The sequence below is a fragment of the Roseibium sp. genome (assembly GCF_965229775.1).
In the GTDB taxonomy this organism is placed as follows: Bacteria; Pseudomonadota; Alphaproteobacteria; order Rhizobiales; family Stappiaceae; genus Roseibium.
In genome coordinates, this window is the sequence record NZ_OZ245929.1 from 1881544 (window position 1) to 1907056 (window position 25513).

General features: G+C 61.5%; 26 protein-coding genes. 10 read left to right on the top strand and 16 right to left on the bottom strand.

All coding sequences use genetic code 11. The features are described from left to right. Position 1: 1 nt before the first annotated feature. Positions 2-1960 carry an adenylate/guanylate cyclase domain-containing protein gene (locus tag ACO07N_RS08560; RefSeq protein WP_421980611.1) on the bottom strand — a complete coding sequence of 653 codons (1959 nt, stop codon included), beginning with the start codon at positions 1958-1960 and terminating at the stop codon, positions 2-4. Between the two features lie 236 nt (positions 1961-2196). On the opposite strand from ACO07N_RS08560, the gene ACO07N_RS08565 reads away from it, so the two are divergent. Both ACO07N_RS08565 and ACO07N_RS08570 read left to right on the top strand, forming a co-directional pair. After that, entirely contained in the window at positions 2197-2505 is a 309-nt protein-coding gene (locus tag ACO07N_RS08565; RefSeq protein ID WP_421980612.1) for an ArsR/SmtB family transcription factor, read from the top strand. A gap of 71 nt (positions 2506-2576) precedes the next feature. Further along, on the top strand, positions 2577-3782 hold the full coding sequence (locus tag ACO07N_RS08570) for a tRNA-dihydrouridine synthase (RefSeq protein WP_421980613.1): 1206 nt from the start codon (positions 2577-2579) through the stop codon (positions 3780-3782). Here ACO07N_RS08570 and ACO07N_RS08575 read toward each other — a convergent pair. The 4 genes from ACO07N_RS08575 to ACO07N_RS08590 form a co-directional block, all read right to left on the bottom strand. Further along, on the bottom strand, positions 3775-4353 hold the full coding sequence (locus ACO07N_RS08575; protein WP_421980614.1) for a dihydrofolate reductase family protein: 579 nt from the start codon (positions 4351-4353) through the stop codon (positions 3775-3777). The genes ACO07N_RS08570 and ACO07N_RS08575 overlap by 8 nt on opposite strands. Further along, positions 4350-4808 (bottom strand): SRPBCC family protein, encoded by a 459-nt coding sequence (locus tag ACO07N_RS08580; RefSeq protein ID WP_421980615.1) that lies wholly within the window; start codon positions 4806-4808, stop codon positions 4350-4352. The genes ACO07N_RS08575 and ACO07N_RS08580 overlap by 4 nt, the downstream gene beginning before the upstream one ends. After that, entirely contained in the window at positions 4805-5131 is a 327-nt protein-coding gene (locus ACO07N_RS08585) for an ArsR/SmtB family transcription factor (protein WP_421980616.1), read from the bottom strand. Before ACO07N_RS08585 ends, ACO07N_RS08580 begins: the two co-directional genes overlap by 4 nt. Before the next feature lie 80 nt (positions 5132-5211). Next, the gene (locus ACO07N_RS08590; protein WP_421980617.1) at positions 5212-5871 is read right to left on the bottom strand and encodes a GntR family transcriptional regulator; all 660 of its coding nucleotides are present in this window, start codon (positions 5869-5871) and stop codon (positions 5212-5214) included. On the opposite strand from ACO07N_RS08590, the gene ACO07N_RS08595 reads away from it, so the two are divergent. From ACO07N_RS08595 to ACO07N_RS08630, 8 genes are all read left to right on the top strand, one after another. Then, entirely contained in the window at positions 5849-6202 is a 354-nt protein-coding gene (locus ACO07N_RS08595) for a hypothetical protein (protein WP_421980618.1), read from the top strand. The genes ACO07N_RS08590 and ACO07N_RS08595 overlap by 23 nt on opposite strands. Beyond that, a complete protein-coding gene (locus tag ACO07N_RS08600) occupies positions 6126-7085 on the top strand; it encodes a dihydrodipicolinate synthase family protein (RefSeq protein ID WP_421980619.1) in 960 nt (319 codons plus the stop codon). The genes ACO07N_RS08595 and ACO07N_RS08600 overlap by 77 nt, the downstream gene beginning before the upstream one ends. Continuing rightward, positions 7076-8008 (top strand): proline racemase family protein, encoded by a 933-nt coding sequence (locus tag ACO07N_RS08605; protein ID WP_421980620.1) that lies wholly within the window; start codon positions 7076-7078, stop codon positions 8006-8008. The genes ACO07N_RS08600 and ACO07N_RS08605 overlap by 10 nt, the downstream gene beginning before the upstream one ends. Before the next feature lie 39 nt (positions 8009-8047). Next, the gene (locus ACO07N_RS08610) at positions 8048-9295 is read left to right on the top strand and encodes an NAD(P)/FAD-dependent oxidoreductase (protein WP_421980621.1); all 1248 of its coding nucleotides are present in this window, start codon (positions 8048-8050) and stop codon (positions 9293-9295) included. Between the two features lie 10 nt (positions 9296-9305). Continuing rightward, complete coding sequence (locus ACO07N_RS08615) at positions 9306-10409, top strand: cis-3-hydroxy-L-proline dehydratase (protein WP_421980622.1); 1104 nt, start codon at positions 9306-9308, stop codon at positions 10407-10409. Positions 10410-10419: 10 nt separating this feature from the next. Further along, on the top strand, positions 10420-11445 hold the full coding sequence (locus ACO07N_RS08620; RefSeq protein WP_421980623.1) for a trans-3-hydroxy-L-proline dehydratase: 1026 nt from the start codon (positions 10420-10422) through the stop codon (positions 11443-11445). 149 nt (positions 11446-11594) lie between these two features. After that, positions 11595-11837 (top strand): hypothetical protein, encoded by a 243-nt coding sequence (locus tag ACO07N_RS08625; RefSeq protein WP_421980624.1) that lies wholly within the window; start codon positions 11595-11597, stop codon positions 11835-11837. A 71-nt stretch (positions 11838-11908) separates the two neighbouring features. After that, positions 11909-12559: a peroxiredoxin gene (locus ACO07N_RS08630; protein ID WP_421980625.1), complete on the top strand. Its 651-nt coding sequence runs from the start codon at positions 11909-11911 to the stop codon at positions 12557-12559. Positions 12560-12778: 219 nt separating this feature from the next. Here the strand turns inward: ACO07N_RS08630 and ACO07N_RS08635 are convergent, their stop codons facing one another. From ACO07N_RS08635 to ACO07N_RS08685, 11 genes are all read right to left on the bottom strand, one after another. After that, positions 12779-12967 carry a hypothetical protein gene (locus tag ACO07N_RS08635; protein ID WP_421980626.1) on the bottom strand — a complete coding sequence of 63 codons (189 nt, stop codon included), beginning with the start codon at positions 12965-12967 and terminating at the stop codon, positions 12779-12781. A 54-nt stretch (positions 12968-13021) separates the two neighbouring features. Then, positions 13022-13591 (bottom strand): SRPBCC family protein, encoded by a 570-nt coding sequence (locus ACO07N_RS08640; RefSeq protein WP_421980627.1) that lies wholly within the window; start codon positions 13589-13591, stop codon positions 13022-13024. Positions 13592-13613: 22 nt separating this feature from the next. Continuing rightward, complete coding sequence (locus ACO07N_RS08645; RefSeq protein ID WP_421980628.1) at positions 13614-14489, bottom strand: XdhC family protein; 876 nt, start codon at positions 14487-14489, stop codon at positions 13614-13616. Positions 14490-14508: 19 nt separating this feature from the next. Next, positions 14509-15708, bottom strand: a complete 1200-nt coding sequence (locus ACO07N_RS08650; protein ID WP_421980629.1) for a vWA domain-containing protein — start codon at positions 15706-15708, stop codon at positions 14509-14511. Positions 15709-15712: 4 nt separating this feature from the next. Next, a complete protein-coding gene (locus ACO07N_RS08655) occupies positions 15713-16594 on the bottom strand; it encodes an AAA family ATPase (RefSeq protein ID WP_421980630.1) in 882 nt (293 codons plus the stop codon). Positions 16595-16803: 209 nt separating this feature from the next. Continuing rightward, complete coding sequence (locus ACO07N_RS08660) at positions 16804-19224, bottom strand: aerobic carbon-monoxide dehydrogenase large subunit (RefSeq protein WP_421980631.1); 2421 nt, start codon at positions 19222-19224, stop codon at positions 16804-16806. Further along, positions 19221-19730, bottom strand: a complete 510-nt coding sequence (locus tag ACO07N_RS08665; protein WP_421980632.1) for a (2Fe-2S)-binding protein — start codon at positions 19728-19730, stop codon at positions 19221-19223. Before ACO07N_RS08665 ends, ACO07N_RS08660 begins: the two co-directional genes overlap by 4 nt. Positions 19731-19752: 22 nt before the next feature. After that, the gene (locus ACO07N_RS08670; RefSeq protein WP_421980633.1) at positions 19753-20619 is read right to left on the bottom strand and encodes an FAD binding domain-containing protein; all 867 of its coding nucleotides are present in this window, start codon (positions 20617-20619) and stop codon (positions 19753-19755) included. 632 nt (positions 20620-21251) lie between these two features. Further along, positions 21252-22508, bottom strand: coding sequence for an MHYT domain-containing protein (locus ACO07N_RS08675; RefSeq protein ID WP_421980634.1), 1257 nt, complete (start codon positions 22506-22508; stop codon positions 21252-21254). A gap of 138 nt (positions 22509-22646) precedes the next feature. After that, entirely contained in the window at positions 22647-24053 is a 1407-nt protein-coding gene (gene uxaC, locus ACO07N_RS08680; RefSeq protein WP_421980635.1) for a glucuronate isomerase, read from the bottom strand. 16 nt (positions 24054-24069) lie between these two features. Continuing rightward, complete coding sequence (locus ACO07N_RS08685; RefSeq protein ID WP_421980636.1) at positions 24070-25512, bottom strand: mannitol dehydrogenase family protein; 1443 nt, start codon at positions 25510-25512, stop codon at positions 24070-24072. Position 25513 lies beyond the last annotated feature (1 nt).

Sequence of the window (25513 nt, forward strand, 5' to 3'; positions counted from 1 at the left end):
CCTACTTCGGCTTGCTGTCCTTCGTGCCGTTCTTGAGATCCGAAAGCAGGATCTCGAGCAATCCCGCAAATTTCACGCGTTCCGTTTCTGAAAGCGCATCCACATCCAGTGTGAGCCTTTCAGGCGCGGGCCCGTCTGTGTCTGCTTCAAGTGCCAGAGTCCGGGACGTGGAAACCTCGAATACTTCGATCGGATAGGGAATTCCCTTGACCTCTATCTTGCCCCGCGGCGTGCAGGGGATCTCGTCGCAAATGTGGGCATGGGTTGCATAGGAAACGAGGATCTGGCCCGGTTCGGCTGCCGACTCGAGTCTTGAAGCCGTATTCACGCCACGGCCGATGATCGTGTAGTCCATACGGCTCTCACTGCCGAAGTTTCCGACGGTGCAATAGTCGGTGTGAATGCCGATCCTGCATCTCAGGGGTTCGAGGATGCCCGCCTTCTTCCATTGATCCTGCAATTCCGTCATCCGTTCGGACATGGCAATTGCCATGCGCGCGCAGGCAAGGGCGTCTTCCCTGATGCCCCTGCTTTCCGGGTCGCCGAAGAAAATCACGATGGCGTCACCGACATACTTGTCGATCGTCGCGCCATGTTCGATCGCGATCTTGGACATTTCCGTGAGATAATTGTTCAGGAGGCCCGTCAGTTCCTCCGACTCCATGCGCTCGGCCGTCTCCGTGAAGCCTTCGATATCGGAGAAGAACACGGTGAGCTTTTTGCGGTTTGCAGCCAGCTTGACTTCATTGGTTCCTTCAAAGATCGAAGCATAAATCTGCGGCGAGAGATATTTCGCTAGCTGGCTCGACAGGTTTTCGAGCATCACGGTTTTTTCGGTTAGTTCGGTTTCCCGGAGCTTGAGCTCAGATACGTCACTGAAAACCGCGACGGTGCCGCCGTCGCTGGTCTTGGTCTCGCTGATCTGTATCCACTTGCCCTTGCCGCGCTTCTGAAGGATCGATGAGGTCGGATTTCGATGCTGTTCCAAACGTCTTTTGATAAAGTCTTCCGGATCTCCGGTCTCGACGTCGATAAGCTCATCCTTGATCCCGAGGCGGAGGATCTCCTCGAAGGACATGCCGGGTTTGATTTCGACCTTGGCTTCTCCGTAAAGCAGTTTGAGATATTGCTCGTTGTGCAGGATGAGCGTGTCGTCAGCGTTGAAGAAGGCAAAGCCTTCCGACGTGCTGCCGATCGCATCGACGAGTTTCTGCCGCGCTGCCGTCACTTCTCGGGTGCGCTCTACAACGCGGGCCTCAAGGGTCTCGTTGGCGTGCCGCAGCTCCTCTACCAACTTCCTGATTGATTGGCGCATGAGCGAAAAGGACCCGGCAAGCTGGCCGATTTCATCCTTTGCGGACAGGCTGATGCTCGTGTCCAGATTTCCGGCGCCAATCGCGCTCGCGGATTTCTGAAGGTCGGCCAGGGGTCTGACGATGTAACGGCGTGAAATCAGCACGGATGCCAGCGTGATCGTCGACAGAACGATGAGCGTGACGACACCGATGGCAATCGTGTTGGTGAGAATTTCTTCGCGCAATGCTTCACGGCTTGCAACCAGCCGGATAGCGCCGATCTCGTTGCCTTCGTGGACGATTGTTCCCTCGCGAATCGAATAGTCCCGGCCCTCGGAAACGGTTTTGTATGCGATGCCGCCATCATCTGCCTTTTCGCGAATGATTTCGGTCCCGTCTGTTGACGTCACACTGGCGAAAACGATGGATTTGTCGAGAATGAGGCTCTCCAGGTACCCTTCGACGATCGGATAGTCGAAATTCCACAAGGGGGCCTCAAGCCCAACCCGGGAAATGCTGATGTAGTTGTCGAGCTTTTCGTCCAGCGCTTCGGAGTTTCGCTGCCCGGTAAAGTGAACGGCCGCACCTGCAAAAAACAGCATGATGAGCGCAACGATGATTGCGAGCGTCAGATTGAAGCGTGTGCTGATGCTTTGGGTCTGCATGTGCCCCTTCGGCAGTATGGGGCTCGGTCCGAGACCCTGTTGGCGTAAATCCGGGGCCGGCGAAGACCATCCTGAAATGACAGTTCGGCATGAACACATTCGTTTTTCAAGGAAATGATTGTGTTCGCCGGTCCGAGGCCTCTTTGGATTTTCTCATCTGCGTTGAAACGCCGGGATCGGATGCCGTGCGAACAGCGAAGCTTGACAAAAAAGCAAATATCGAGATATTTCGATTTATGGACGTTGAAAACGCGATAGCCGCCCTGAACAACCCGATCAGGCGAAAGATCCTCGAATGGCTCAAGGACCGTTCGAACTTTCCGCCTGCGTTGCCCGAGCACGCGGATCTTGAGGGTGTATGCGTCGGCTATATCCAGGAAAAGGCAGGGCTCTCGCAGTCGACCGTTTCCAACTACATGGGGCTGTTGAAAAAGGCTGGGTTCGTCTCGGCCGAGCGGCACGGTCAATGGACCTTCTACCGGCGCGACGAGGCCAACATTCAGGTCTTCCTGCAGACCGTTCAGGACGAACTTTCAAAACCTTGAGACGGTGGAAAAGCCGTTTTCAGACGCAGCGATTAACAAAGTATATCGAAATATTTCGATGGAGAGATGGAATGAAGCGTCTAAGCAATCTGCCGAATTCCAGGCTGGACAGTCCTCTTCGCCTTCCCTGCGGTATTGAGCTGAAAAACCGACTGGTCAAGGCTGCGATGTCTGATTCGCTCGGCGATGGCCGGGGCAATCCGACGGACCGGCAGATCCGGCTCTATGAGCGCTGGGCCGGGGGTGGGGCCGCCCTGTCGCTGATTGGCGAGGTGCAGACGACCCCGTCTTTCCCCGAAAAACCGGGCAATCTCGTGCTCGGTCCCTTGAGCGACAAGGTGGGTTTGCGGTGTCTTGCGGAGCGGGGATCGGTTCATGGCGCGCAGATCTGGCCGCAGCTCGGGCACGCCGGCGCGCTGGCCCATCCGCCCATCAGCAGTCCCAAGGGGCCGTCGCCCCTGGATGTGGCGGGGCTCAGATGCGCGGGCATGACGCTGGAGGACATCCGGGCCTTGCCGGAAATCTATGCTGCGGCCGCGTCGATCGCTCTTCAGGCAGGCTTTGGCGGCGTCCAGATCCACGCGGGCCACGGCTTCTTGTTCAGCCAGTTCCTGTCCCCGCTGTTCAACCGGCGGACAGATGCCTATGGCGGATCGGTCGAAAACCGGTTCCGTGTGATCGGTGAGGTCATCGATGCAGTCCGGAAGGCGGTCGGGCCGGGTGTTCCTGTTGGCATCAAGATCAATTGCACCGACAAACTCGAAGGCGGTCTTACCGAGGAAGAGGCGCTCGAAGTGGTGCGCCTGCTGGACCGGACATCCGTGGATCTCATTGACATCAGCGGCGGCACCTATTTCCCCGGCGCGCCCGCAAGCTCCGATGGTGTCTCGGCAAGCGGCCCCTATTTCGCGGATTTCGCACGCCGGGCGAAATCAGTAACGGACATTCCGGTCATGCTGACGGGCGGCATCAAGACATGGGCCGAGGCCGCCGCGGTGATTGAAACCGGCAGTGCTGATGCGGTCGGTCTGGCGCGCGCAATGGTTCTGGAGCCCGGGCTGCCGAATGACTGGCTGAACGGAACAGGCGGAGATCCAGCCTTCCCGGTCTTTGACGCACCGGCCGAAGGTGCGGTGACGGCCTGGTACACGATGCGCCTGACCGCGCTTGGCGACGAGTGCGAGGCAGCTTTCAACATGAGCGCCACGGAGGCCTTGAAGCTCTACAAGGTGCGTGACGCGGAGCGCTGCGAACACTGGTGCTCGCATTTCAGCTGAGCCTGTAAATGCTCATGATTGCGCCGTTGAAGCAGGTGGCCGATCTGACGAGTTTCATGTCCTGCCGTGCCGTTCCGGGCTCAAACAGGCGTTTGCCCGCGCCCGCAACGACTGGAAACGTCCAGAGCCGGAACTCGTCGACAAGGTTCCGGCTGATCAGGAACTGGAGCAATTGCCAGCTTCCGTGAACCTGCAGCAGCGGGCCTTCGCGCGTCTTCAGCTTTGATATCTCAGTTTCGATCTCTCCGGATACCGGCTCAGCGTTGGTCCAGGCGAGCGGGGCTTTGGAAGAGGTCACGACATGTTTCCGGGCAGCGTTCATCATGTCCGCGACCGGGTTGTCTTCGACGTCCGGCCAATGCCCGGCGAAAAGATCGAAGGTCTTGCGGCCGAACAGCATGTCGTAAGGTTCGGCCGTCGCCACCTCCTGCACCTGCTCCATGACACCCTCCCAGTAGGGGGCGGCCCATCCTCCCTGTCCGAAGCCGCCGCTGCGGTCCTCGTCCGGCATGCTGGGAGCCTGCATCACACCGTCCAGCGTGACGAAGGTCAGGGCGGCAAGGTCTCTCATGATTGGATCTCCCGGGTAAGATGGCTTTCGAGGATCTTCAGCGTGGCCTCCCAGCCTTCGGCGTGGATGGTGCAGGCCTGGTCGGACGGAATGCCCTCGTGCACGACGACGACTTCCGTGCCTCCGGGAACATCCAGGAACCGGAAACTCACCGTCATCGGGACATTCTCAAGCGGATCGGGCGCCTGCCACTCCCAGGACATGCTGATGAACCGGGACGGCTCGATTTCCAGGAACACACCGGCGACACAGGGTGTCCGGCCATCGGGCATCCGGTAGCGCAAGCGAAAACGTCCGCCTTGTTCAAATGCGAATTCCAGCGCATCCACCGTGATGCCCGGGTCGGGAGTGAACCATTGCGTCAGCGTCTGCGCGTCGCCGAACGCGTCGAACAAGCGCGTGCGCGGCGCGTTGATGATCCTGCGGACGATCAGCGGGACTTGCGGCTCCGTCATGTCTGGCCGTCTTCCTGATCCGCCGTGCTGACAAACTTATCGAGGCGGCGCAGTGTGCCTTCCCAGAAATTGCGATGGCTGGCGATCCAGTCTTCGGCTTGCTGCAGCGGGTCGGTTTCCAGATGGAACAGATGCACGCGCCCGGTGACCTCGCGGCGGACGAGACCGGCCGTCTCCAGCACCTTCAGGTGTTTGGAGATCGTCGGTTGGGCGACGTTGAAGGGCGCGCGCAACTGATTTGCCGATTGCGCACCGTTTCTGGCGAGCATGGAAATGATCTGGCGCCGCGTCCCGTCGCCGAGCGCGTGAAACGCGCGATCCATCGAATTTTGATAATGTATAGCCATTTGGCTATATAATTGATCAAACCGGTTTCAGTCAAGTCTCCAACTGAGATCGGCGTTCAGGCTTCGGTCAAGTGTTCCAGAAGGAACGCCTTTGCGCCTTCGATGTGGCGGCGGGTCAGGTCGGCCGCAAGGTCCGCGTCTCCTGCTTCGCAGGCGTCTATGATCTCGGTGTGCTCCCGGTCGGCGCGGTCCATGCCGTTTGACATGACCAGTTGCGCGCGGATCTGGCGTTCGACCCGGTCGATGGCGTTGTGTGCAATTTCCTTGAAGAACGTCAGGTCGCTCGCACTGTAGAGCGTTTCATGGAAGTCCCGGTTGAGATCGCCCCATTCCATCGGGTCCGGCGACGATGAAAACGCCGCGCATTTTTTACGCGCCTCTTGCAGTTGCGCCGGTGTCATTCGCGGAACCGCATTCCGGATGATCTCCGGTTCCAGGAGTGCCCGCAGATTGAAGATTTCTTCCGTCTCCTTGGGCGACAGTTGTGCGACGAACGCGCCCTTGTAACGCCGGGTCTTGACGAGCCCCTGCTCTTCCAGCCGGGAAATCGCCTCGCGGACCGGAATCCGGCTCGTGTTGAACAGCCGGGCGATTTCGTCCTGGCGCAGCGGTTCGCCCTCTTCAAGTTGTCCCTGAATGATGGCCTTGCGCAGCGCCTCGAAAACGATCGATGAAGCGGAAGCTGTCGCGGAAATGTCCATTGAAGTCAGTTTCAAGGCCGTGTCCCTCACCGGCATCGCCGGCTTACGTTTCGCGGACGATGTCACTTTTCGGATATTTGATATTGAATATTGGATCCAATTTGATTTATCAATCCCTCAAGCCGTCTTTTCCAGCGGACAGCAATTCGGCGATGTCATTCGGGAAACGCCCGGTATTGCTGGCGCTGGCAAGGTTTCATTGTGCGATGATGTGCATTCACGCGGTGGATGCCCACGGAATGCGGAAGATCTGCAGCAAGGAGTGATCGATGCCCTCGAACGTCTTTACCGGATTGATGCCGGCCCTCATGACCCCTTGCCTGCCCGATCGCACACCGGATTATGATGCGCTTGTTGCAAAGGGACAGGAATTGATTGCTGCCGGCATGTCCGCGGTCGTTTATTGCGGCTCGATGGGCGACTGGCCGCTGCTCACGGATGCGCAGCGCATGGAAGGCGTCGAGCGGCTTGTAAGCGCGGGTGTACCCGTTGTCGTCGGCACGGGCGCGATCAACACGGCCTCAGCCGTCGCGCATGCCCGGCATGGTGCAGACGTCGGTGCGCACGGCCTGATGGTGATCCCGCGCGTTCTGTCGCGCGGCAGTTCGGCGGCCGCGCAGCGCAGCCACTTCAGCGCGATCCTCTCCGCTGCCAGTTCGTTACCCGCAGTCATCTACAACAGCCCCTACTACGGCTTTGCGACGCGTGCCGATCTCTTCTTCGAGCTTCGCAAGGCGTTTCCGAACCTCGTCGGCTTCAAGGAATTCGGCGGCAAGGCAGACCTGCGCTACGCGGCGGAGAACATCACCTCGAAGGACGATGACGTTACCCTGATGGTCGGCGTGGATACGGCCGTCCTGCACGGCTATGTCAATTGCGGAGCGACCGGCGCGATCACCGGCATCGGCAATGCGATCCCAAAGGAAGTGCTGCATCTCGTCCGCCTGTGCGAAAGAGCTGCCGAAGGCCATGTCGAAGCGCGGCGGTGCGCGCAGGAACTGGAGGACGCCATGGCGGTTCTATCCAGTTTCGATGAGGGTCCGGACCTGGTGCTCTACTACAAGCACCTGATGGTTCTGAACGGTGACGACGCTTACCGTCTGCATTTCAACGAGACGGACGCGCTGACCGATGCGCAGCGCAACTACGTCGAGGCGCAATATGCGCTCTTCAGGGCCTGGTACGCCGACTGGTCCCGGCAGGATGGGGTGATCGCCGAATGCGCGTGATCGACAGCCATACGGCCGGTGAACCGACCCGCGTGGTGATCGAAGGAGGACCCGATCTCGGAACGGGGTCCTTGAGGGAACGCGCCGCGCGCCTGGAGACGGATTACCTTGATTTCTGCGCATCCGTGGTTCTTGAACCGCGCGGTCACGATGCCATCATCGGCGCGCTGTTGCTGCCCCCGTCCCGGGACGACTGCGCCGCGTCGGTCATCTTTTTCAACAATCTGCAAAACCTCGGCATGTGCGGCCACGCCTCGATCGGCCTGGGCGCGACCCTAGCCTATCTGGAGCGCATCAGCCCGGGCCGTCACAAGCTTGAAACGCCGGTCGGCGTGGTGGAAATTTTGCTCCAGGATGCCAACACGGTCTCCGTCACCAATGTTGAAAGCTACCGTCACCTGAAGGATGTCACCGTTGAGGTCGAGGGCGTCGGGGCCGTTACCGGTGATGTCGCCTGGGGCGGCAACTGGTTTTTTCTTGTCAAGGAAAGCCCGCTGGATCTCGTCCCGCAGAACATCCGGCCGCTAACCGATCTGACTCTGAACATCCGCAAGGCCCTCGAGGACAACGGGATCACCGGCCGGGACGGCGCCTGGATCGATCATATCGAGCTTTTCGGCCCTCCTGTCAGCCCGCAAGCCGACAGCCGCAACTTCGTCCTGTGCCCGGGCGGTGCCTATGACCGGTCGCCCTGCGGGACCGGGTGTTCGGCCAAGCTCGCCTGCCTTGCCGAAGACGGTCTGCTCGCACCCGGTCAGGAGTGGGTTCAGGAGAGCGTCATCGGCAGCACCTACCGGATCAGCTACCGGGAAGGGACGGGTTCAAGGGTCATTCCGACGGTCACGGGACAGGCATTTGTCACCTCCGATGCCACCCTCAACTTCGATCCGGCGGATCCCTATCGCTCAGGGATACGCTTTTAGGTTTTGAACCGGGTTCAGGCGGGTTTCGTGGACACGCGGATGAGAGACAAAACGCAGGATATCATTGTTGTCGGGGGCGGCATCGTCGGCATCTCGGCGGCGCTCCGGCTGCAGTCGAGCGGGCGGTCCGTCCTTGTGCTGGACCGCAATGACGGCAGGCAGAAAGCGTCGGAGATGAATGCCGGCGCGTTCGCCTTCGCCGATATCGAGCCGCTGGCCGCGCCCGGGATCATGCGCAAGGCACCGAAATGGTTGCTGGACCCGCTCGGTCCCCTGTCGGTCCCGCCTCGCTACGCCATGCAGATTGCGCCCTGGCTGCTCCGTTTCTGGCGCGCGAGCCGCCCGGACCGTTACCGCGCTGCCGTGAAAGCTCAGGCGGATCTGATGGCAACGGCGCACAGCGCGCTGGAGGACATGGTCCGGGAAACGGCCGGCGAACACCTCGTCCGCCGGGAAGGCCAGCTGCAGCTTTATGAAGGCGAGGCGGAGTACCGCGCCAGTCTTCCCTCCTGGGATCTGCGCCGCGCGCACGGCATCGATTTCGAACTGCTGGAAACGCCGGATGCGATTGCCGCGTTTCAGCCGGGATTGGATACGCGGTTCACCCATGCCGGCTTCACCCCGCGCTGGATGAATTCCGTCGATCCCGCGCTTTGGCTTAAACACCTGACCGATGCTTTCGTTGCGCGCGGCGGATACGTCGAGACCGGCGAGGTCAACGCCATCAACCTGGAAGAAGCGGCCGTCGCGCTCTGCGGGCCCGGCACTGAGTGGCGCGCCGGTCAGGTCATTATTTGCGCGGGGGCATGGTCACATCATCTTGCCGGGACGATCGGGGACCGTTTCCCGCTGGAAACCGAGCGGGGCTACAACACGACGCTCGGTGCAGGAGCCTTCGATCTGAAAACCCATCTGACCTTTCCGGGGCATGGCTTCGTGGTCACGCGCATCGGCGACGGCATCCGGGTGGGCGGTGCCGTCGAACTTGGCGGCTTGTTCTTGCCGCCGGATTACCGGCGGGCCGGGACGCTTCTGAAAAAGGCCAGGCAGTTCCTTCCCGGTTTGTCCGGCGAGGACGGGCATCAATGGATGGGCTATCGTCCGTCCCTGCCGGACAGTCTTCCGGTCATCGGCCGATCGCCGCAGGACAACCGGGTGATTTATGCGTTCGGACATGGCCATCTGGGATTGACACAATCGGCAGGGACAGCCGAACTCGTTATCCACCTTGTCAATGACACGGCTCCGCCCATCGATATGACCCCGTTTTCCGCCCACCGTTTTTGAAGGAACTCCGATGAAAATTTCCGCGATCAATGTCTTTCAGGTCGACTTGCCGCTCAAGGAGGGGCGCTACAGCTGGTCGAACGGGAATTTCGTGGAGGTGTTCGACAGCACGGTTGTCGAGATCGTGACCGACGAGGGCCTGAAGGGCTATGCGGAATGCTGCCCTCTCGGATCGGCCTATCTGCCGAGCTTCGCGCGCGGTGTCCGGGCAGGTCTGGAGGAGCTTGCGCCGCACCTCCTGGGACAGGACCCTCTGAATATCGGCGCCATCAACCGCACCATGGATACCGCACTGCGGGGGCATCCCTATGCCAAGGCGCCCATCGACATTGCGTGCTGGGATCTTCTCGGAAAGGCGACGGATCAGCCCGTCTATACGCTGCTCGGCGGATCCGCGCAGGACGATGTCGTGCTCTACCGGGCGATCAGCCAGGAAGCGCCGGACGTCATGGCGCGGAAGATCGAAGGCTATGCCGCTGAAGGCTACACAAAGTTCCAGCTGAAAGTCGGCGGCGATGCCAATGAGGATATTCAGCGCATTCAGGCGACGCGCGCCGTGCTCAAGCCTTCGGATCTGCTCGTTGCCGATGCCAACACCGGCTGGACGCGCCACGAGGCGGCCCGCGTGGTTGGTGCGGTTTCCTCGCTAGACGTTTATATAGAGCAACCCTGCATGACCTACGAGGAATGCCTGTCGATCCGCAGGCGCACGGGGCTTCCCTTTGTCCTGGACGAGGTGATCGACGGCCCGGACATCCTTGTGCGCAGCCTTGCGGAGGATGCGATGGACTGCATCAACCTGAAGATCTCCAAGGTGGGCGGGCTCACGCGGGCAAAGCTGATGCGGGATCTGTGCGTCGCGCATGGCATTCCGATGACGATCGAAGACACCTGGGGCGGGGACATCACCACGGCGGCCATTGCGCATCTTGCGAGGTCGACACCGGCGGACTTCACGTTTTCCGCGACAGACTTCAACAGCTATGGAACCGTGGACATCGCCGAAGGCGCGCCAAAGCGTGTCAACGGCCGGATGACGGCGGCAGATCGTCCCGGACTTGGCATCACTCCGATTTTCGACGCGCTCGGCAAAGCTGCCGCCCGCTATTCATAAAGGGTCCGTCATGCGCAGCAGCAAGACCATTCATGTGATTTCGTGCCATGCGGAAGGCGAAGTCGGCGATGTGATCGTTGGTGGGGTCGTACCACCCCCGGGCGACACGCTTTGGGAACAGCGCAGCTTTGTGGCCAATGACAAGACCTTGCGGAATTTTGTGCTGAACGAACCACGCGGTGGCGTGTTCCGGCATGTCAATCTGCTCGTGCCACCGAAACATCCGGACGCCGATGCGGCGTTCATCATTATGGAGCCGGAAGACACGCCGCCGATGTCCGGATCGAACTCGATTTGCGTGTCGACCGTATTGCTGGACAGCGGCATTCTGCCGATGACCGAACCAGTCACGGAACTGGTGCTTGAAGCGCCGGGCGGGCTGGTGCATCTGACCGCCGATTGCCGGGACGGCAAGGCGGAAAAGATCCACGTCCGGAATGTCGCCAGCTTTGCTGACAAGATGGATGTCGCGCTTGAGGTCGAGGGTCTGGGAACCCTGACGGTCGATACCGCTTTCGGCGGCGACAGTTTCGTGGTCGTGGACGCTGCAAGCCTCGGCTTTGCGATGAACGAAAGCGAAGCGGCGGATATCGCAAGGCTCGGCGTGCGCATCACCAATGCGGCAAATGACCAGCTTGGCTTTTCGCATCCCGAGAACCCGGACTGGAATCACATCTCCTTCTGCGCATTCTGCGGTCCGCTGACCGAAACCGAAAAAGGCTATACCGGGCGTTCCGCGATTGCGATCCAGCCGGGCAAGGTCGACCGCTCGCCCTGCGGCACGGCGGTTTCGGCACGCATGGCGCTGATGGCGGCCAGGGGCCAGATGAGCCTCCGACAGGAGTTTGAAGCGCTTTCGATCATCGGATCGGCCTTCACCGGCAAGATCCTGGATACCGCGACGGTCGGAGGCGTGCCCGGCATCATTCCGCAGATCAGCGGGCGCGGCTGGATCACCGGTATCCATCAGCACATGCTCGACCCGCACGATCCCTGGCCGGAAGGCTACAAGCTGAGCGACACCTGGGGCGCATAGCGCCGTCTCTTCAGGCGATCCGGGAAACATTTCCATTTTTCACCGGAGTGGTAAGCTCACTCGCGGGTCTGACGCGTCAGGAAAGAGATAATCATCGGTGAGGCCATTGCTCATCGGGCGCGGAAGACATAGGGTCAGGACCCATCGATTTGGATGAATTGGTAGGGATGAATTTGTTCGGATACGAGGCGCAAAGCTGCAGGAAACCGTCTGGTTTCCAAAGATTTGCAACGACGTTGCCGGGCAAATTCACCCTATCCCTGCAGGACGCAAAAACGGCTTCGATCCGCACCGTCAAACCGCTCGACCGGGCAGAAAGCCCGCTTGTTGCGTTTTTCCTTGCAGCTCATCGCCGTTTGCTGCGCCAATTCAACCAAATCAATGCGTCCTGACCCTAGGTAAAGCATCGCATTCAGCGGGAGGCTGTCTGTCGCTTTCGCAAATATCCGAAAGGAAACTTTCCATGTCGCTTCGCATCAATGACACCGTGCCGGATTTCACGGCTGAGACCGATCAGGGCCAGATCAGTTTTCACGACTGGATCGGAGACAGCTGGGCAATCCTGTTCAGCCATCCGAAGGACTTCACACCTGTTTGCACCACCGAGTTCGGCGTTGTCGGGCAACTGAAGGACGAATGGGAAAAGCGCGGTACCAAGGTCATCGGCGTCTCGGTCGACAACGCGGAAGACCATCGCAAATGGAAGCTGGACATCGAAAAGGTCTCCGGCGCGACCCCCGGCTTCCCGATCATCGCCGACGATGAACTGCAGGTGTCCAAGCTGTTCGACATGCTGCCGGCGGAGGCCTACCTGCCGGATGGCCGGACCCCGGCGCACAGCGCGACCGTCCGTTCTGTCTTCATCATCGGACCGGACAAGCAGCTGAAACTGTCCATGACCTATCCGATGACGGTCGGCCGGAACTTTGCCGAGGTCATCCGGGCCCTCGACGCACTGCAGATGTCGTCGAAGGGCGTTGCCACGCCGGCAAACTGGAATGTCGGTGAAGACGTCATCATCCCGCCGAGTGTCAACGATGACGACGCCCGGGCCAGGTTCGGTGACTTCGACGCGGTCCTGCCCTACCTGCGCAAGATCAAGGCCCCGGCCTGATCAAGCGACGCGGGTCGCGTTTGACTGGCCGCTTGCGGTTTTTTTCAAGCCGTCACCCCGGCCGAGCGAAGCGAGAGCCGGGGCCCACTCGTTTGCAGAGTGATAGGCCATTTTTTGGGCGCGGTTCAGGCGATTGCCTTGCGCTTTGACAAGTGGTGATTTGAGTAGGCCCCGGATCGGCGCTTCGCTTGTCCGGGGTGACCTTGACGGCGCGGAGCCTCACCCCAGCGGCGAGCAGATCTGCAGCAGGGCGGCCAGATGGTCGGGTGTGGCAAGGCCGATGCAGCACGCGTGAACGGTCACCAGGAACGCGGTCAGAACCGTTCCGGTGGCCAGCGCGAGCATGAGCGACGGGTCCTGCCGGATCTCGCGCAGGGCGGCGGTGCTTCTGGATTGCGGGTTTTGCATGTGTTCCTCCCTCGGACACGCGGCGCCCCGGCCTGAGCCCGGGCGCCAGGATGATCAAGTAGCGGTTTCTTCCGCTTGCGCTTCCGTTTTCTTGCCGCCGAAAAGACCGCCAAGCCATCCCTTTTTCTGCTCGGGAGCCTCTGTCGTACCGTCTTCCGGAGCAGCCTCTTCCTGGGATGCGCTCGGCGCGACCTGTTCGGCGAACGCCGTGAAGAACTCGCCGGCCAGCCGTTTCGCGGTTGAATCGATCAGCCGTGCACCGAGCTGGGCAAGCTTGCCGCCGACCTTGGCATCGACGTCATAGTGCAGGATGGTCGCGTCCGGTCCATCTTCCTCGAGCCGGACCTTGGCACCCCCTCGGGCAAAGCCCGCGACACCGCCGGAGCCTTCGCCCTCGATCGTGTAGCCGTTGGGCGGATCGAGGTCGTTCAGCGTCACCTTGCCGCCGAAGGTCGCCTTCACGGGTCCGACCTTGAGTTTGACTTTTGCTTCCATCTCGGTGTCGGAATGCTTGGTCAGTTCCTCGCAGCCGGGGATTGACGCTTTCAGCACGTCCGGATCGTTCAGGGCCTCCCAGACCTTCTGTATCGGGGCTTCGATCCGTTGGCTGTCGTTCATTTGCATGTGGGGTACTCCGATTGAGATGTCAGATATATTGAATATTGGTCTGGCGCTGGCCCCTGCGCCGGATCACGAGCAGTTCCGCGAGAATGGACAGGGCGATTTCTTCGGGCGTGATCGCACCGAGATCGAGCCCGGCAGGCCCTTCGATCCGCTCCAGCTCCGGGTCGCCAAAGCCCTTTTCCCTCAGCTTGTCCTTCAGCGCACTGATCTTGCGGCGGCTGCCGACAAAGCCCACGTGGCGGACGGGCACGGACAGGGCGCCTTCCAGCGCCGCAAGGTCACCGCGCCCCTGGGTGGAGACGATGACATAGGTGTCCGCGTTTCCGATCGCATCCGGGCCGAGACCCTCGATCCGCCGGTTGGCACCGGGGAAGGACGCGTGGTCTTCCTTCGGCGCGCAGACCGTGACGTCGAAGCCGATGGTCGGTGCCTGCCTGGAAAGCGCGAAGGCGACCGGGCTCGCGCCGCAGATGACCAGGCTCGGGCGCGGCAGGACCGGTTCGACGAAGATGTCCATCGTGCCCTGGCTGGGGCACATGTTCTTCGCGAACTGGACGCCTGCGCGCTCTTCGCCGGCTTCCACGCCGAGATCCGACAGCAGGTCTTCCGGCTGGAGCGAGATCAACCTCGTTTCGCCATCCGCAAGCGCTGCTTTGGCCGCCTTGACGACGGCGGCGCGCGCACATCCGCCGCCGATCCAGCCACCGGCAATGCTGCCGTCCCTGGCGATCACGGCCTTTGCACCTGCCTTTGCTGCCGTCACCGATATCGTTCTGACGACGGTTGCCAGCGCAAAGGGTTCGCTGGCGTCCTGCAGGCGGCTCATCAGCGGCTGGAGGTCATTGGTCAGCTCGGGAGCAGCGCCCTCGTGCGGGCCTGGGATGGAGGTGTGTTTCATGTCTTCATCTCCCATGGGATCACAACTTCGCCAGGTAGGGCTCGAGCGCTGCGAGACTGTCGAGATTGTGTGCGGGCGCGAACAGATCGATATGCGGCAGGGCGGCCTGCATGCCTCCCGCCGTCGGTTCATACCCCTGCCAGCCGATCAGCGGATTGAGCCAGACGATGCGTTTGCAGCGCCGTCGCAGCTTCGCCATTTCCTCGCCCAGGGCGTCCGGTTCTCCGGTGTCGTAGCCGTCGGACAGGATCAGCACGCAGGTGCGTGAATGGATGACCCGGGCCGCGTGCCAGCGATTGAACTCGGCGAGCGCTTCGCCGATCTTGGTGCCGCCGCCGACGCCCTGGGCCATCAGGCCCATGCGGTCGAGCGCCCGCGCCGCGTCGCGCTCCGAAAGCGCGGAGGAAACATGCACAAGGCGGGTGTGGAACAGGAAGGCTTCGGCTTCGCGGAAATTGTCCAGCATGCCATGCACGAAGCGGGTGAAAACGGCCGTGTAATTGTTCATCGAGCCGGAGGCGTCCAGCAGGATCACCAGCCGCAATTGCCGTTGGCGCGGTCCCTTGCGGATCAGTTCGATCGGCGTGCCGCCATGAGCGATCGAGTGCCGTATCGTCTTGCGGAGGTCGAGGCGCGGCCCCTTGCGCTTCTGCTTGTCGCGGCGCGTCAGACGCACGCGCATCGATCGCGCCAGACGTTCCGCCAGCTCATGTGCCTTTGCTGTCGCTTCCGGATCCTGCATCTTGTGGAAATCGACCTGGCCGAGATTGTCAGCAATGCTCGCGCCTTCCCGCCGTCCGGACGGGCTGTCGTCCGTGTCTTCGTCTTCCTCGCCCGGTTGCCGTTCGACATCACCGGCAATCGTGTCCTGACGCGTGCCCTGGACATCCATCAGTTCCCGGATCGTCTTCATGCTCTTTTTCGTGCTGGTGCCCGACACCTTCACGCCTGACTTCACGCCTTTCCCGGCCCAGTAGGCATCGAAAAGCTCGTCAAACACCTTCCAGTCCGACAGCCTGCCGCAAAACAGGGACCGGAAGGCGCGCTTGAGCGTGTGCGCCTTGCGCACCGCCGGGCTCTGCAAGAGCAGCAGCGCATCCCGTGTTTCCGCGAGGCCGACCTTGAAGCCGCTGTCCCTGAGTGAGCGCACGAAACCGGCGAGGCGCTGCCGAAGGGCCGCTCCGATCTCTTCACTCGACAGGGTCAGCGTCGCAGTCATTGCATCATGCCACTTTGCCCAGCAGGCGGTCCGTGACTTCCTGCGTGACGCGCGACTGGTCCTCGCGGGTTTTCAGGACGCAGGCGAGCGTCTCGAAAACGAGTTCCCGGCTTTCGTGGAGGTTTTTCGTTCCCAACCCGAGCAGCGCCGCGGCCCAGTCGATTGTTTCCGCAACGCCCGGGACCTTTGTCAGGTCTTCCTTGCGCAGCTTGCCCATCAGTTCGGCGATCTGCAGCGCGAGCGCCGCATCGAGACCGTCGACGCGCGAAAGCAGGATGCGCGCCTCACGGTCCGGCGTCGGGTAGTCGACATAGTGATAGAGGCAGCGCCGGCGCAGCGCGTCGGAGAGCTCCCGCGTGCCGTTCGATGTCAGCACCACACGCGGAATGCTGGTCGCCTCGACCGTGCCGAGCTCCGGGATGGAAACCTGGTAATCCGACAGGATTTCCAGCAGGAAGGCTTCGAATTCCTCGTCGGCCCGGTCGACCTCGTCGATCAGCAGAACCGGCGGTTTTTCCTGGCGGATGGCGGCAAGCAAAGGGCGTTCCAGCAGGTATTTTTCCGAAAAGACGGCCTCTTCCACCTGCTCCGCCGCCGCGCCGGTCCCCTCGCGCGCCTTGATGGCGAGAAGCTGCCGCTGGTAGTTCCACTCGTAGATCGCGTCGGAACGGTCAAGTCCTTCGTAGCACTGCAGGCGGATGAGGTCGGTCTCCTCCAGCCGCGAAAGAGCCTTGGCGACCTCCGTCTTGCCCACACCCGCTTCTCCTTCCAGAAGAAGCGGCCGGTTCAGCATCTCCGTCAGCAGCAACGCCGTCGCCAGCCCGTCATCCGCGACGTAGCCGGTTTCCGAGAGCGCTTTCGCCAATTGTTCCCTTGTCTTGGTCATCCGACTTGTCTTGGTCACCTGAGAAACTCTGTCCGGTCATTGCCGGACTTGATCCGGCAATCCAGCCCGTTGCCGCGCAACTTTGCGAGGCTTTTTTGCAACGGGACCGCATCGGTCCGGATTCCACGGTTGAACCGTGGAATGACGAAAAAGGGCATCGCGGGTGTCGGCGTGGTGAGGGGGGTGCCGTCCCGCAATGCCCTGTTCACTCAGCCGTGTGCGCCGAGGTCCTTGGCAGCCTGCCAGATCCGCCACGCATCGTGGGGCATCTGGATGTGGGTGCTGCCGAGGAACTGGAATGCATCATTGACCGCGTTCGAGAATGCCGGAACACCGCCGACATTCGGGCTTTCACCGACACCCTTCGCACCGATCGGATGATGCGGGCTCGGTGTCACCGTATGGTCGGTCTCCCAGTGCGGGGTCTCGACGGCGGTCGGGATGAAGAAGTCCATGAAGGACGCTCCGAGCACGTTGCCCGTCTCGTCGTAGCGGATTTCCTGACCCATCGCGATGGCGAAGGCTTCCGTCAGGCCGCCATGGACCTGGCCCTCGATGATCATCGGATTGATCCGCGTGCCGCAGTCGTCCAGGGCGTAGAAGCGGCGTGTCGCGGCGACGCCGGTATCGACGTCGATATCCATGACGCAGAAATACGCTCCGAACGGATAGGTCATGTTGGGCGGGTCATAGTAGCTGACGGCTTCCAGGCCCGGTTCCATGTTGGGCGGCGGGGCATGATAGGCCGCCCAGGCGATTTCCTTCATCGACTTGCGCGCTTCCGGATTGCCCTTCACCTGGAACCCGTCAATGTCCCACTCAAGGTCATATTCGGATACTTCCAGCATGTGCGCCGCGATCATCTGCGCCTTGTTGCGGATCTTGCGGGCAGCAAGCGCAATGGCGGCGCCGGCGACAGGCGTCGACCGGGAGCCGTAGGTGCCAAGACCGTAGGGCGCCGTGTCGGTGTTGCCCTCCTCGACCATGATATCCGCGGCCGGGATGCCGATTTCCGTTGCGATGATCTGGGCCCAGGTGGTTTCGTGGCCCTGGCCCTGCGACTTCGTGCCCATGCGCGAGATCACCGACCCGGTCGGGTGCACGCGGATCTCCGCACTGTCGAACATGGCGACACCGAGAATGTCGCAGTTCTTGGACGGGCCGGCGCCGACGATCTCGGTGAAGAACGACACGCCGATGCCCATGACCTCACGAGTCTCGCCCCGCTTGAAGGCTTCCTGCTTGGCCTTCTGTTCGGCGCGCAGTTCACGGTAGCCGATCGTGTCCATCGCCTTCTGCATGGCCGTGTGATAATCGCCGCTGTCATACTCCCAGCCGAGCGCCGACTGATACGGGAACTGATCCGCCTTGACGAAGTTCTTCATGCGCAGGTCTGCCGGATCCATGTCCAGTTTCTGCGCCAGAATGTCCATCGCCCGCTCGATGCAATAGGCGGCTTCCGTCACTCGGAACGAGCAGCGATAGGCCACGCCGCCGGGCGCCTTGTTGGTGTAGACGCCATCCACCGACAGGTGAGCGGCAGGGAAGTCATAGGACCCCGTGACGATGTTGAAGAAGCCTGCCGGCCATTTGGATGGGTCGGCACAGGCATCGAAGCCGCCGTGGTCGGCGAGCACGTGCACTTTCAGACCTGTCACGGTGCCATCGCTCTTTGCGGCGATCTCCGTGGTCATGTGGTAGTCGCGGGCAAAGGACGTCGTGGAGAGGTTCTCCATCCGGTCTTCGACCCATTTCACGGGAACGCCCGTAACGATGGAGGCCACGATCGAGCAGATGTAGCCCGGATAGGCGCCCACCTTGTTACCGAAGCCGCCGCCGATATCAGGCGCGATCACGTGGATCTTGTGCTCAGGGATCGTGGACAGCAGCGAGGCAACCGTGCGGATGACATGCGGAGCCTGGAACGTACCCCAGACGGTCAGTTCACCCTTCACCTTGTCCATGGACGCGACGCACTGGCAGGTTTCCAGCGGCGACGGGTGCGTCCGGTGATAGGAGATCATCTCGTTGATGGTCACGTCCGCTTCGGCAAAGGCCTTTGCGGTTTCGTCCTTGTCGCCGACTTCCCAGTTGAAGATGTGATTATGGTGCTTGCGCGGTCCATGCGCGCCTTCCGTCTTGCCTTCGAGGTCCGGACGCAGAACCGGGGCATCCGGTTCCATGGACTTGAACGGATCGACCAGAACCGGCAGTTCTTCGTATTCCACTTCCACCAGTTGAATGGCGTCGTCCGCGATGTAGCGGTCTTCCGCCACGACGAAGGCGACTTCCTGGTTCTGGTAGAGAACCTTGCCGTCGGCCAGAACCATCTGCACGTCGCCGGCCAGTGTCGGCATCCATGCAAGGTTCACACCCTTGAGATCCTCGGCGGTCAGGACCGCGATCACGCCCGGGATCTTGAGGGCTTCGGTGGCGTCGATCTTGGTGATCTTCGCGTGGGGATAGGGCGAGCGGACAAAATCGCCGAACACCATGCCCGGCAGTTTCAGGTCATCCACATACTGGCCCTTGCCCTGCGTGAAGCGGACATCTTCCACGCGCTTGCGCTTGCAGCCCATGCCTTCAAGGGCGGCTTCGCGCTGTTCCCGTGTCGGGGTCATGTCATTCATTCTGCAGCCTCCTGGGTTTCAGGCTGGTTGAGCTGGTCGGCGGCATACTGGATGGCCTTGACGATGTTCTGGTAGCCGGTGCAGCGGCACAGGTTCCCGGCAATCCCCATGCGGATTTCCTCTTCCGTGGGGTTCGGGTTTTCCTTCAGGAGCGTGTGCGCGCGCGTGATCATGCCGGGCGTGCAATAGCCGCACTGGAGACCGTGCATCTGGCGGAAGCCTTCCTGCAGGGCCGACAGCGTGCCATCGGGATTGGCCATTCCTTCGATCGTTGTCAGCTCCGCATTGTTCGCCTGGGCGGCAAAAAGCGTGCAGGATTTCACCGACATGCCGTTCATCTCGACGGTGCAGGCACCGCAATGCGAGGTCTCGCAGCCGATATGCGGGCCGGTCAGGTTCAGTTCCTCGCGCAGGAAGTGGATCAGCAGGGTGCGCGGTTCGACGAAGCGCTGCACCTTCTTGCCGTTTACGGTCACCGTGACCGGGATCTGTTCGATATCACTCATTGGTTTTTCCTCGGTCAGGGTGTCAGGCGCCGGCGCGTTCGGCGGCGCGTGCAAGCGCGCGCTGCATCATGATGCCGGCCATCTTGGTGCGGTATTCCGCCGGGCCGCGTCCGTCCGATGCCGGATCGGTGATCGCTTCCGCGGCTGCGACAGCCTTCGCCACGGTGCCCTCGTCCAGTGTCGATCCGGTCAGGATCGCGCTGGCGTCCGCTGCATGAAGCGGCGTGTCCGCCACGTTGGTCAGCGCGACCGAGCAGCTGGCAACCGTGCCACCATTCATGGTGAGGACAACGGCGGCGGCGGCCGTGGCGTAATCGCCGACCTTGCGCTTGAGCTTTTCATAGGCATAGCCGTGACCGGCCGGCGGAACCGGGATCTTGACGGCGGTGAGGATTTCTTCCGGTGCCAGCGCCGTGAAATAGGCCGCTTCGTAGAAGTCGCGCGCCGCAACCTCCCTGTCGCCATCCGGCCCGGTCAGGACATAGGTGGCGCCGAGGCATTGCATCAGACCCGGCATGTCGTTGCCCGGGTCACCGTTGGCGACGTTGCCGCCGAGCGTTCCCATGTAGCGGATCTGCGGATCGGCGATCAGCAGGCTCGTTTCCCGGATGATCGGCAGCTTGGCGGACAGAAGGTCGGAGTCGATCAGCTCGTGCTGGGTCGTCATGCAGCCGATGGTGATCGTGCCACCGTCCTCGCTGATGCCCTTCAGATCGGCAATGCCGCCGAGATCGACAAGATGCTCAGGGGCTGCCATGCGCAGCTTCATCATGGGGATCAGGCTGTGGCCGCCGGACAGGGGCCGCGCTTCATCGCCGTGACTTGCCAGGATGGCAACGGCTTCGGCCACGGATGATGGCCTGTGATAGGTGAATTCACCGGGGATCACGTTCTCTCTCCTCCCATTCGCCGTCCCGGATGGCTCCGGAAGCGGGCGCCGCTTGCTGTCTGTCGCGTCCAGTGTCAGTCAATCGGCAAACACAGACCGCCACGCCTGGGCGGCGGAATGTCACATGCTCCAAGGGTGATAAGGGGTGCACTGCACACTCAAGGCAGCATTCACGGAACACCGCGTGCAATACATCGAAGGCGGCTGTCCCGGGCACGAAATGCGTCAGAAAGCCTGACGTATTTCACGAGTTGCAGGGAGCCAGGAACGGGGAAAATCGGCGAAAGTCTCTGAAAGATCAGCGCTTAATTCGTGCGTTTGCGGCGTTGGCCTGTCTGGCGGCGAAAGTGACGTATTTCGTGCAATTCGCACGAATGGCGACAAAAAATCGATATTTTTGCACCGCACACACTAGGTGATGGACCCATAAATGAGGCGGAAATGGTTTGATGCGCAATCCGGTCAAATCCGAAGGACATGGAAATGGCTTCACCCAACGTCGTCAGCGTGCTTGACCGGGCAGGAAGCCCGCTCCGCACACCCTTCCTAACGGGATATCGCCATTTCGCATGCCATTTCCGCCTCATTTATGGGTCCATCACCTAAGGCCGGCAGATGCAATTCCGTTCGGCTTACTCCGCGGGGGCGGCCTGATCCGGTTGGTCGGACGTATCTGAAAGGGCCGTCAGTCTCTCGCGAATGCGGCTCCATCTGGACCGGCTGACGGGAACCGTCTGCGCGTCGGTTCCCTCGAGCACCAGCACGCCACCGTCACCGGAGCGTTTGAAACTGGTGACCCGGGAAAGGTTGACGATATGACTGCGGTGGACCCGCTTGAACACCTTTGAATCCAGCTGCTGTTCGGCCTCGCTGATCGAAAGCGGGCAGAAATGTTCCCGTTCGCCGTCGTAAAGCTTGGTGTAGTGGGCATCCGCGTGAATGGCGGAGATATCGGACACGCTGATCTGCGTTTTCTGCCCGTCGCGCTCGATCGGCAAAGTCCGCCGGGACGCGGGCGCCGACACCCGTGGCTTTGACGCAACGGCCTGAAGACCGGCTGCAGGCCGGCGCGAGGGATCTTCCACCGATTGAGCGGTGTCCGCCTCCTCGGCCTCGGCAGTCTGCACCGGTTCGGTGGCCGGGGTCTCCGCGACACTGCGTGCCGGTGCCGGTGCCGGCGCTGCCGTTTCGCTTGGAACCAGAGCCAGCAGGAACAGACCGGATACCAGGAATGCGACACAGGATACGAAAATCGCGAGCGTTCCCGGCGCGAGCGAAGGAGCGGACAGCTGGTCGGGGCTCTGCGTCAGCTCGTAGGTCAGTCCGGTCATCGCGGTGTAGTGCATCGCCGATATGGCAAGCGCCATCACGGCCGCCGAAATCACCAGAGGCGGCCGTTTGCCGAGACCGAACAGCAGCCAGAGGGCCAGGCCGGCGGCATTGAAGGCGATCAGAAAGCTCGCCAGGACGTAGGTCGGGTTGTGGGTCATCTGCAAAGACGTGTGCAGGGAGTACATGCCCAGATAGTGCATCGTGCAAATGCCGGCGCCCATCACGAATGCCGCCAGCCCGAGCCTGATGGACGTGAGCCTGCGGTTGCTGGCGGTGAAGACGGCGACGCCGACGACAAGCACGCACACGAGGAAAGACAGAAGCGTCGGCAGCACGAGGAAATCGACGCCGAGCGGAAACTTCACGGCGAGCATGCCGACGAAATGCATCGACCAGATCGCGAGAGCCAGTGTCAGCGCGGCTCCGGCAAGGAGCAGCCGCCGTCTCGGTTCAACCGCGTTTCTGACCTGAACGGCCAGACTCAAACCAACAAAGCTTCCCTGAAAGGCCATTACCAGGGAAAGCGCAACGAGCCAGGGCTCGTGCGTCACTGTCATGCCGAGGCTCTCCTCCCTCGTTGCCCGGATCTGCCTCCTGACCGGGTCTCCGGACCGCATGATAGGGGAAAGGGAGAATGCCAGCAACGATGACCTTTGGCGCATACAGGCGTGCGCGGTCAGCCTATCGCGCTGCTTTTACTCAACAAACCAGTCGCGGGCATTTTCGTGGCAAATCCTGCGGATGAGACCGTCGGTCAAGTCCCTGTCATCTGGCATGCTTCCGTCTTCAACCCATCGTCCGACCATCCTGCAGACCAGGCGCCGGTAATATTCGTGGCGGGGGAAGGAGAGAAACGAGCGCGAATCGGTAAGCATCCCGATGAACCGCGAAAGCAGTCCCATCTGCGCGACCTGGTTGAGATGCCGTTCCATGCCTTCCAGCTGATCGTTGAACCACCACGCCGGCCCGGACTGGATCTTGCCCGGCTCCGAGCCGTCCTGGAAATTGCCCGCCGTCGTCACCATCACTTCGTTCAGGGCCGGATTGAGGCAATAGAGGATGGTGCGGGGCAGACCCTTGCGCCTGTCGATCTGGTCGAGTAACTGGTTCAACGGACCCGCAACCGATTGATCGGACATGGAATCGCCGCCCGTATCGGGGCCGAGACGGCTGAAAAGAGTGCTGTTGTTGTTGCGCTGTGCGCCGATATGGAATTGCATCGCCACATTGCGATCGCGATAGGCCTGCCCGAGTTCCGTCAGGACGGCAGCCTTGAAATCGGCCTCGTCCCGGGGTGAGACCTGCGCGCCGTTGGCACCGAGCGCAAGAATGCCGTCTAGGTCCGTCGAAGAGCGTTTTTCGAAAGCGTGAAGTTCGTTCAGGGCGTGGTCGCTTGCCTTGCAGCCGAAGGCGATGAAATGGTCCAGCCGCTTGAGCAGCGCTTCGATGAGATCGTCGAAGCGCGTGATCGTGACGCCCGACGTCCGTTCGAGCGTGCGGCAATAATCCGCAAACCCGGGCGCTGACGGCGACAGCGCCTTATCGGGCCGGAAACTCGGCGCGATTTTGAAACCCAACTCCGGATCGGCTTGTGCCCTGGCATGATGCGCGAGGTCGTCGGTCGGATCGTCCGTGGTGCCGACGTAACTGACATTCATCTGATGAAGCAGGCCCCGCGCACCGTGGCTCGGCTTTGAGAGCGTCTCGTTAGCAACCTCCCAGACCTCCGCAGCCGTATCCGGACCGAAGACGCCGTCCCAGCCGAAATATCGGCGCAGTTCCAGGTGCGTCCAATGGTAGAGCGGATTGCCGACACAGTGCGGTATCGTCTCTGCGAACGCGTCGAATTTCTCCCGGAAATCGGTGGCGCCGGTCACCAGGTCTTCAGGCACACCGTTGCAGCGCATTACCCGCCATTTGTAGTGATCGCCTTCCAGCCAGATCTCGCCGATGGAAGACCAGTGCTTGTCGTCTGCAATCGCGGCCGGATCGAGGTGATTGTGAAAATCAACCAGCGGCAGCGGTGCGGCAACCTCGTGGTAGAGGCGGCGGCTCGTGGCCGTGTCTAGAAAGTAGTCCGGCCCGAGAAATGGTGCGGTCATGAAATGCGTCCTGTTGTCAGAGCGATGCGGCGATCGAGTTGATCACGCCTCGGGAGCCGATGTCATGGTAAGCGGACCGGATCTTGTCCGCAAAGGCCTGCGACGCCGGAAGCTCGTCACCGAAGACCGGCGTTAGCGACAGAAGGGTGTCGACGTAGCCGGTGCCATCGGACTGTCCGGCAATCAACCGGATTCGCTCGGCAAGCGGATCGTTGAGCGGCAGGGCCGCGGAAGATTCCGATGCACCACGGCAATAATGCATCCAGCCGGCAACCGCCAGAGCGGACAGCGGCCAGGGGCGGCCGGTGCCGAGATGGTGCCGGATCGGCGCAAGCAGTCTTTGCGGCAGTTTCTGACTGCCGTCCGACGCGATTTGCGTTGTCTTGTGCTGAAGCGCCGGGTTTGAGAAGCGCTCGATGAGATCGGCGGCATAGCGTGAAATGTCGACACCGCCGGGAACGTGAAGGGTCGGCGCCTGCTCGTCCAGCATGAGCTTTTGCGCGGCCGACTTCAGGACGGACTCGTTCATGCAGTCCGATATGGTTTCCTTGTCCGCCAGCGCGCCCAGATAGGCAAGAAAGGAGTGCGACCCGTTCAAAAGGCGCAGTTTCATCTCTTCAAAGGGCGCGACATCGGCGACGAATTGCGCTCCGGCAAGGTCCCATTGCGGACGCTCGCCCGCGAAACGGTCTTCAATGACCCACTGGCGAAACGGCTCGCACAAGATGCCGTTGGGATCCGGCCGTCCAAGGGCCGCTTCGAGATCCCGGTGCGATGCCTCCGTCATGGCAGGCGTAATCCGGTCGACCATGGAACAGGGGAAGCGGCAACAGGTCTCGATCCATTCCGTCAGCTTCGGGTCAAGCTGTTCGGCAAAGTCGAGCAGCGCCCGGCGGCAAAGATGCCCGTTGGCGGGAAGGTTGTCGCAGGAAAGGATCGTCACGCCGGGCGCGCCGGCAGTCATCCGCATCGCAAGCCCTCGTGCAAGGATGCCGATCGCAGTCCGGGGTGCCTCGGGGTTGGCCAGGTCTTCTCGAATGCCGTCATGGGAAAGATCCAGAGAACTGCCCGAAAGACAGTAGCCTTTTTCGGTAATCGTCAACGTGATCACGCCAAGCCCGGGATCGGCGATCCTGGACAGCAGCGCCGGCAGTCCGTCCCGTCTGGCATGCAGTGTTCCGGTGACGCAGCCGATTTTCCGCAAGTGCAGCCCGGCGCCCGACATCTCGCCGACCGTGAACACACCGCCCGCCTCGTCCAGCTTCGTCAGTTCATCCGCACCCGAATGAAGCCGGGCGGCGATGACGCCCCAGTCCCCGGAGGTCTGCCGCAGCATGTCGTCGTGGAACGCCATGACATGCGCTTTCGCAAAAGCGCCGAAGCCCAGATGCAATATCCTGGGCCGCAGGGCGCCGCGGTCATAGGGAATGCCTTGAATGGCAAAAGTTGGATCGGACATG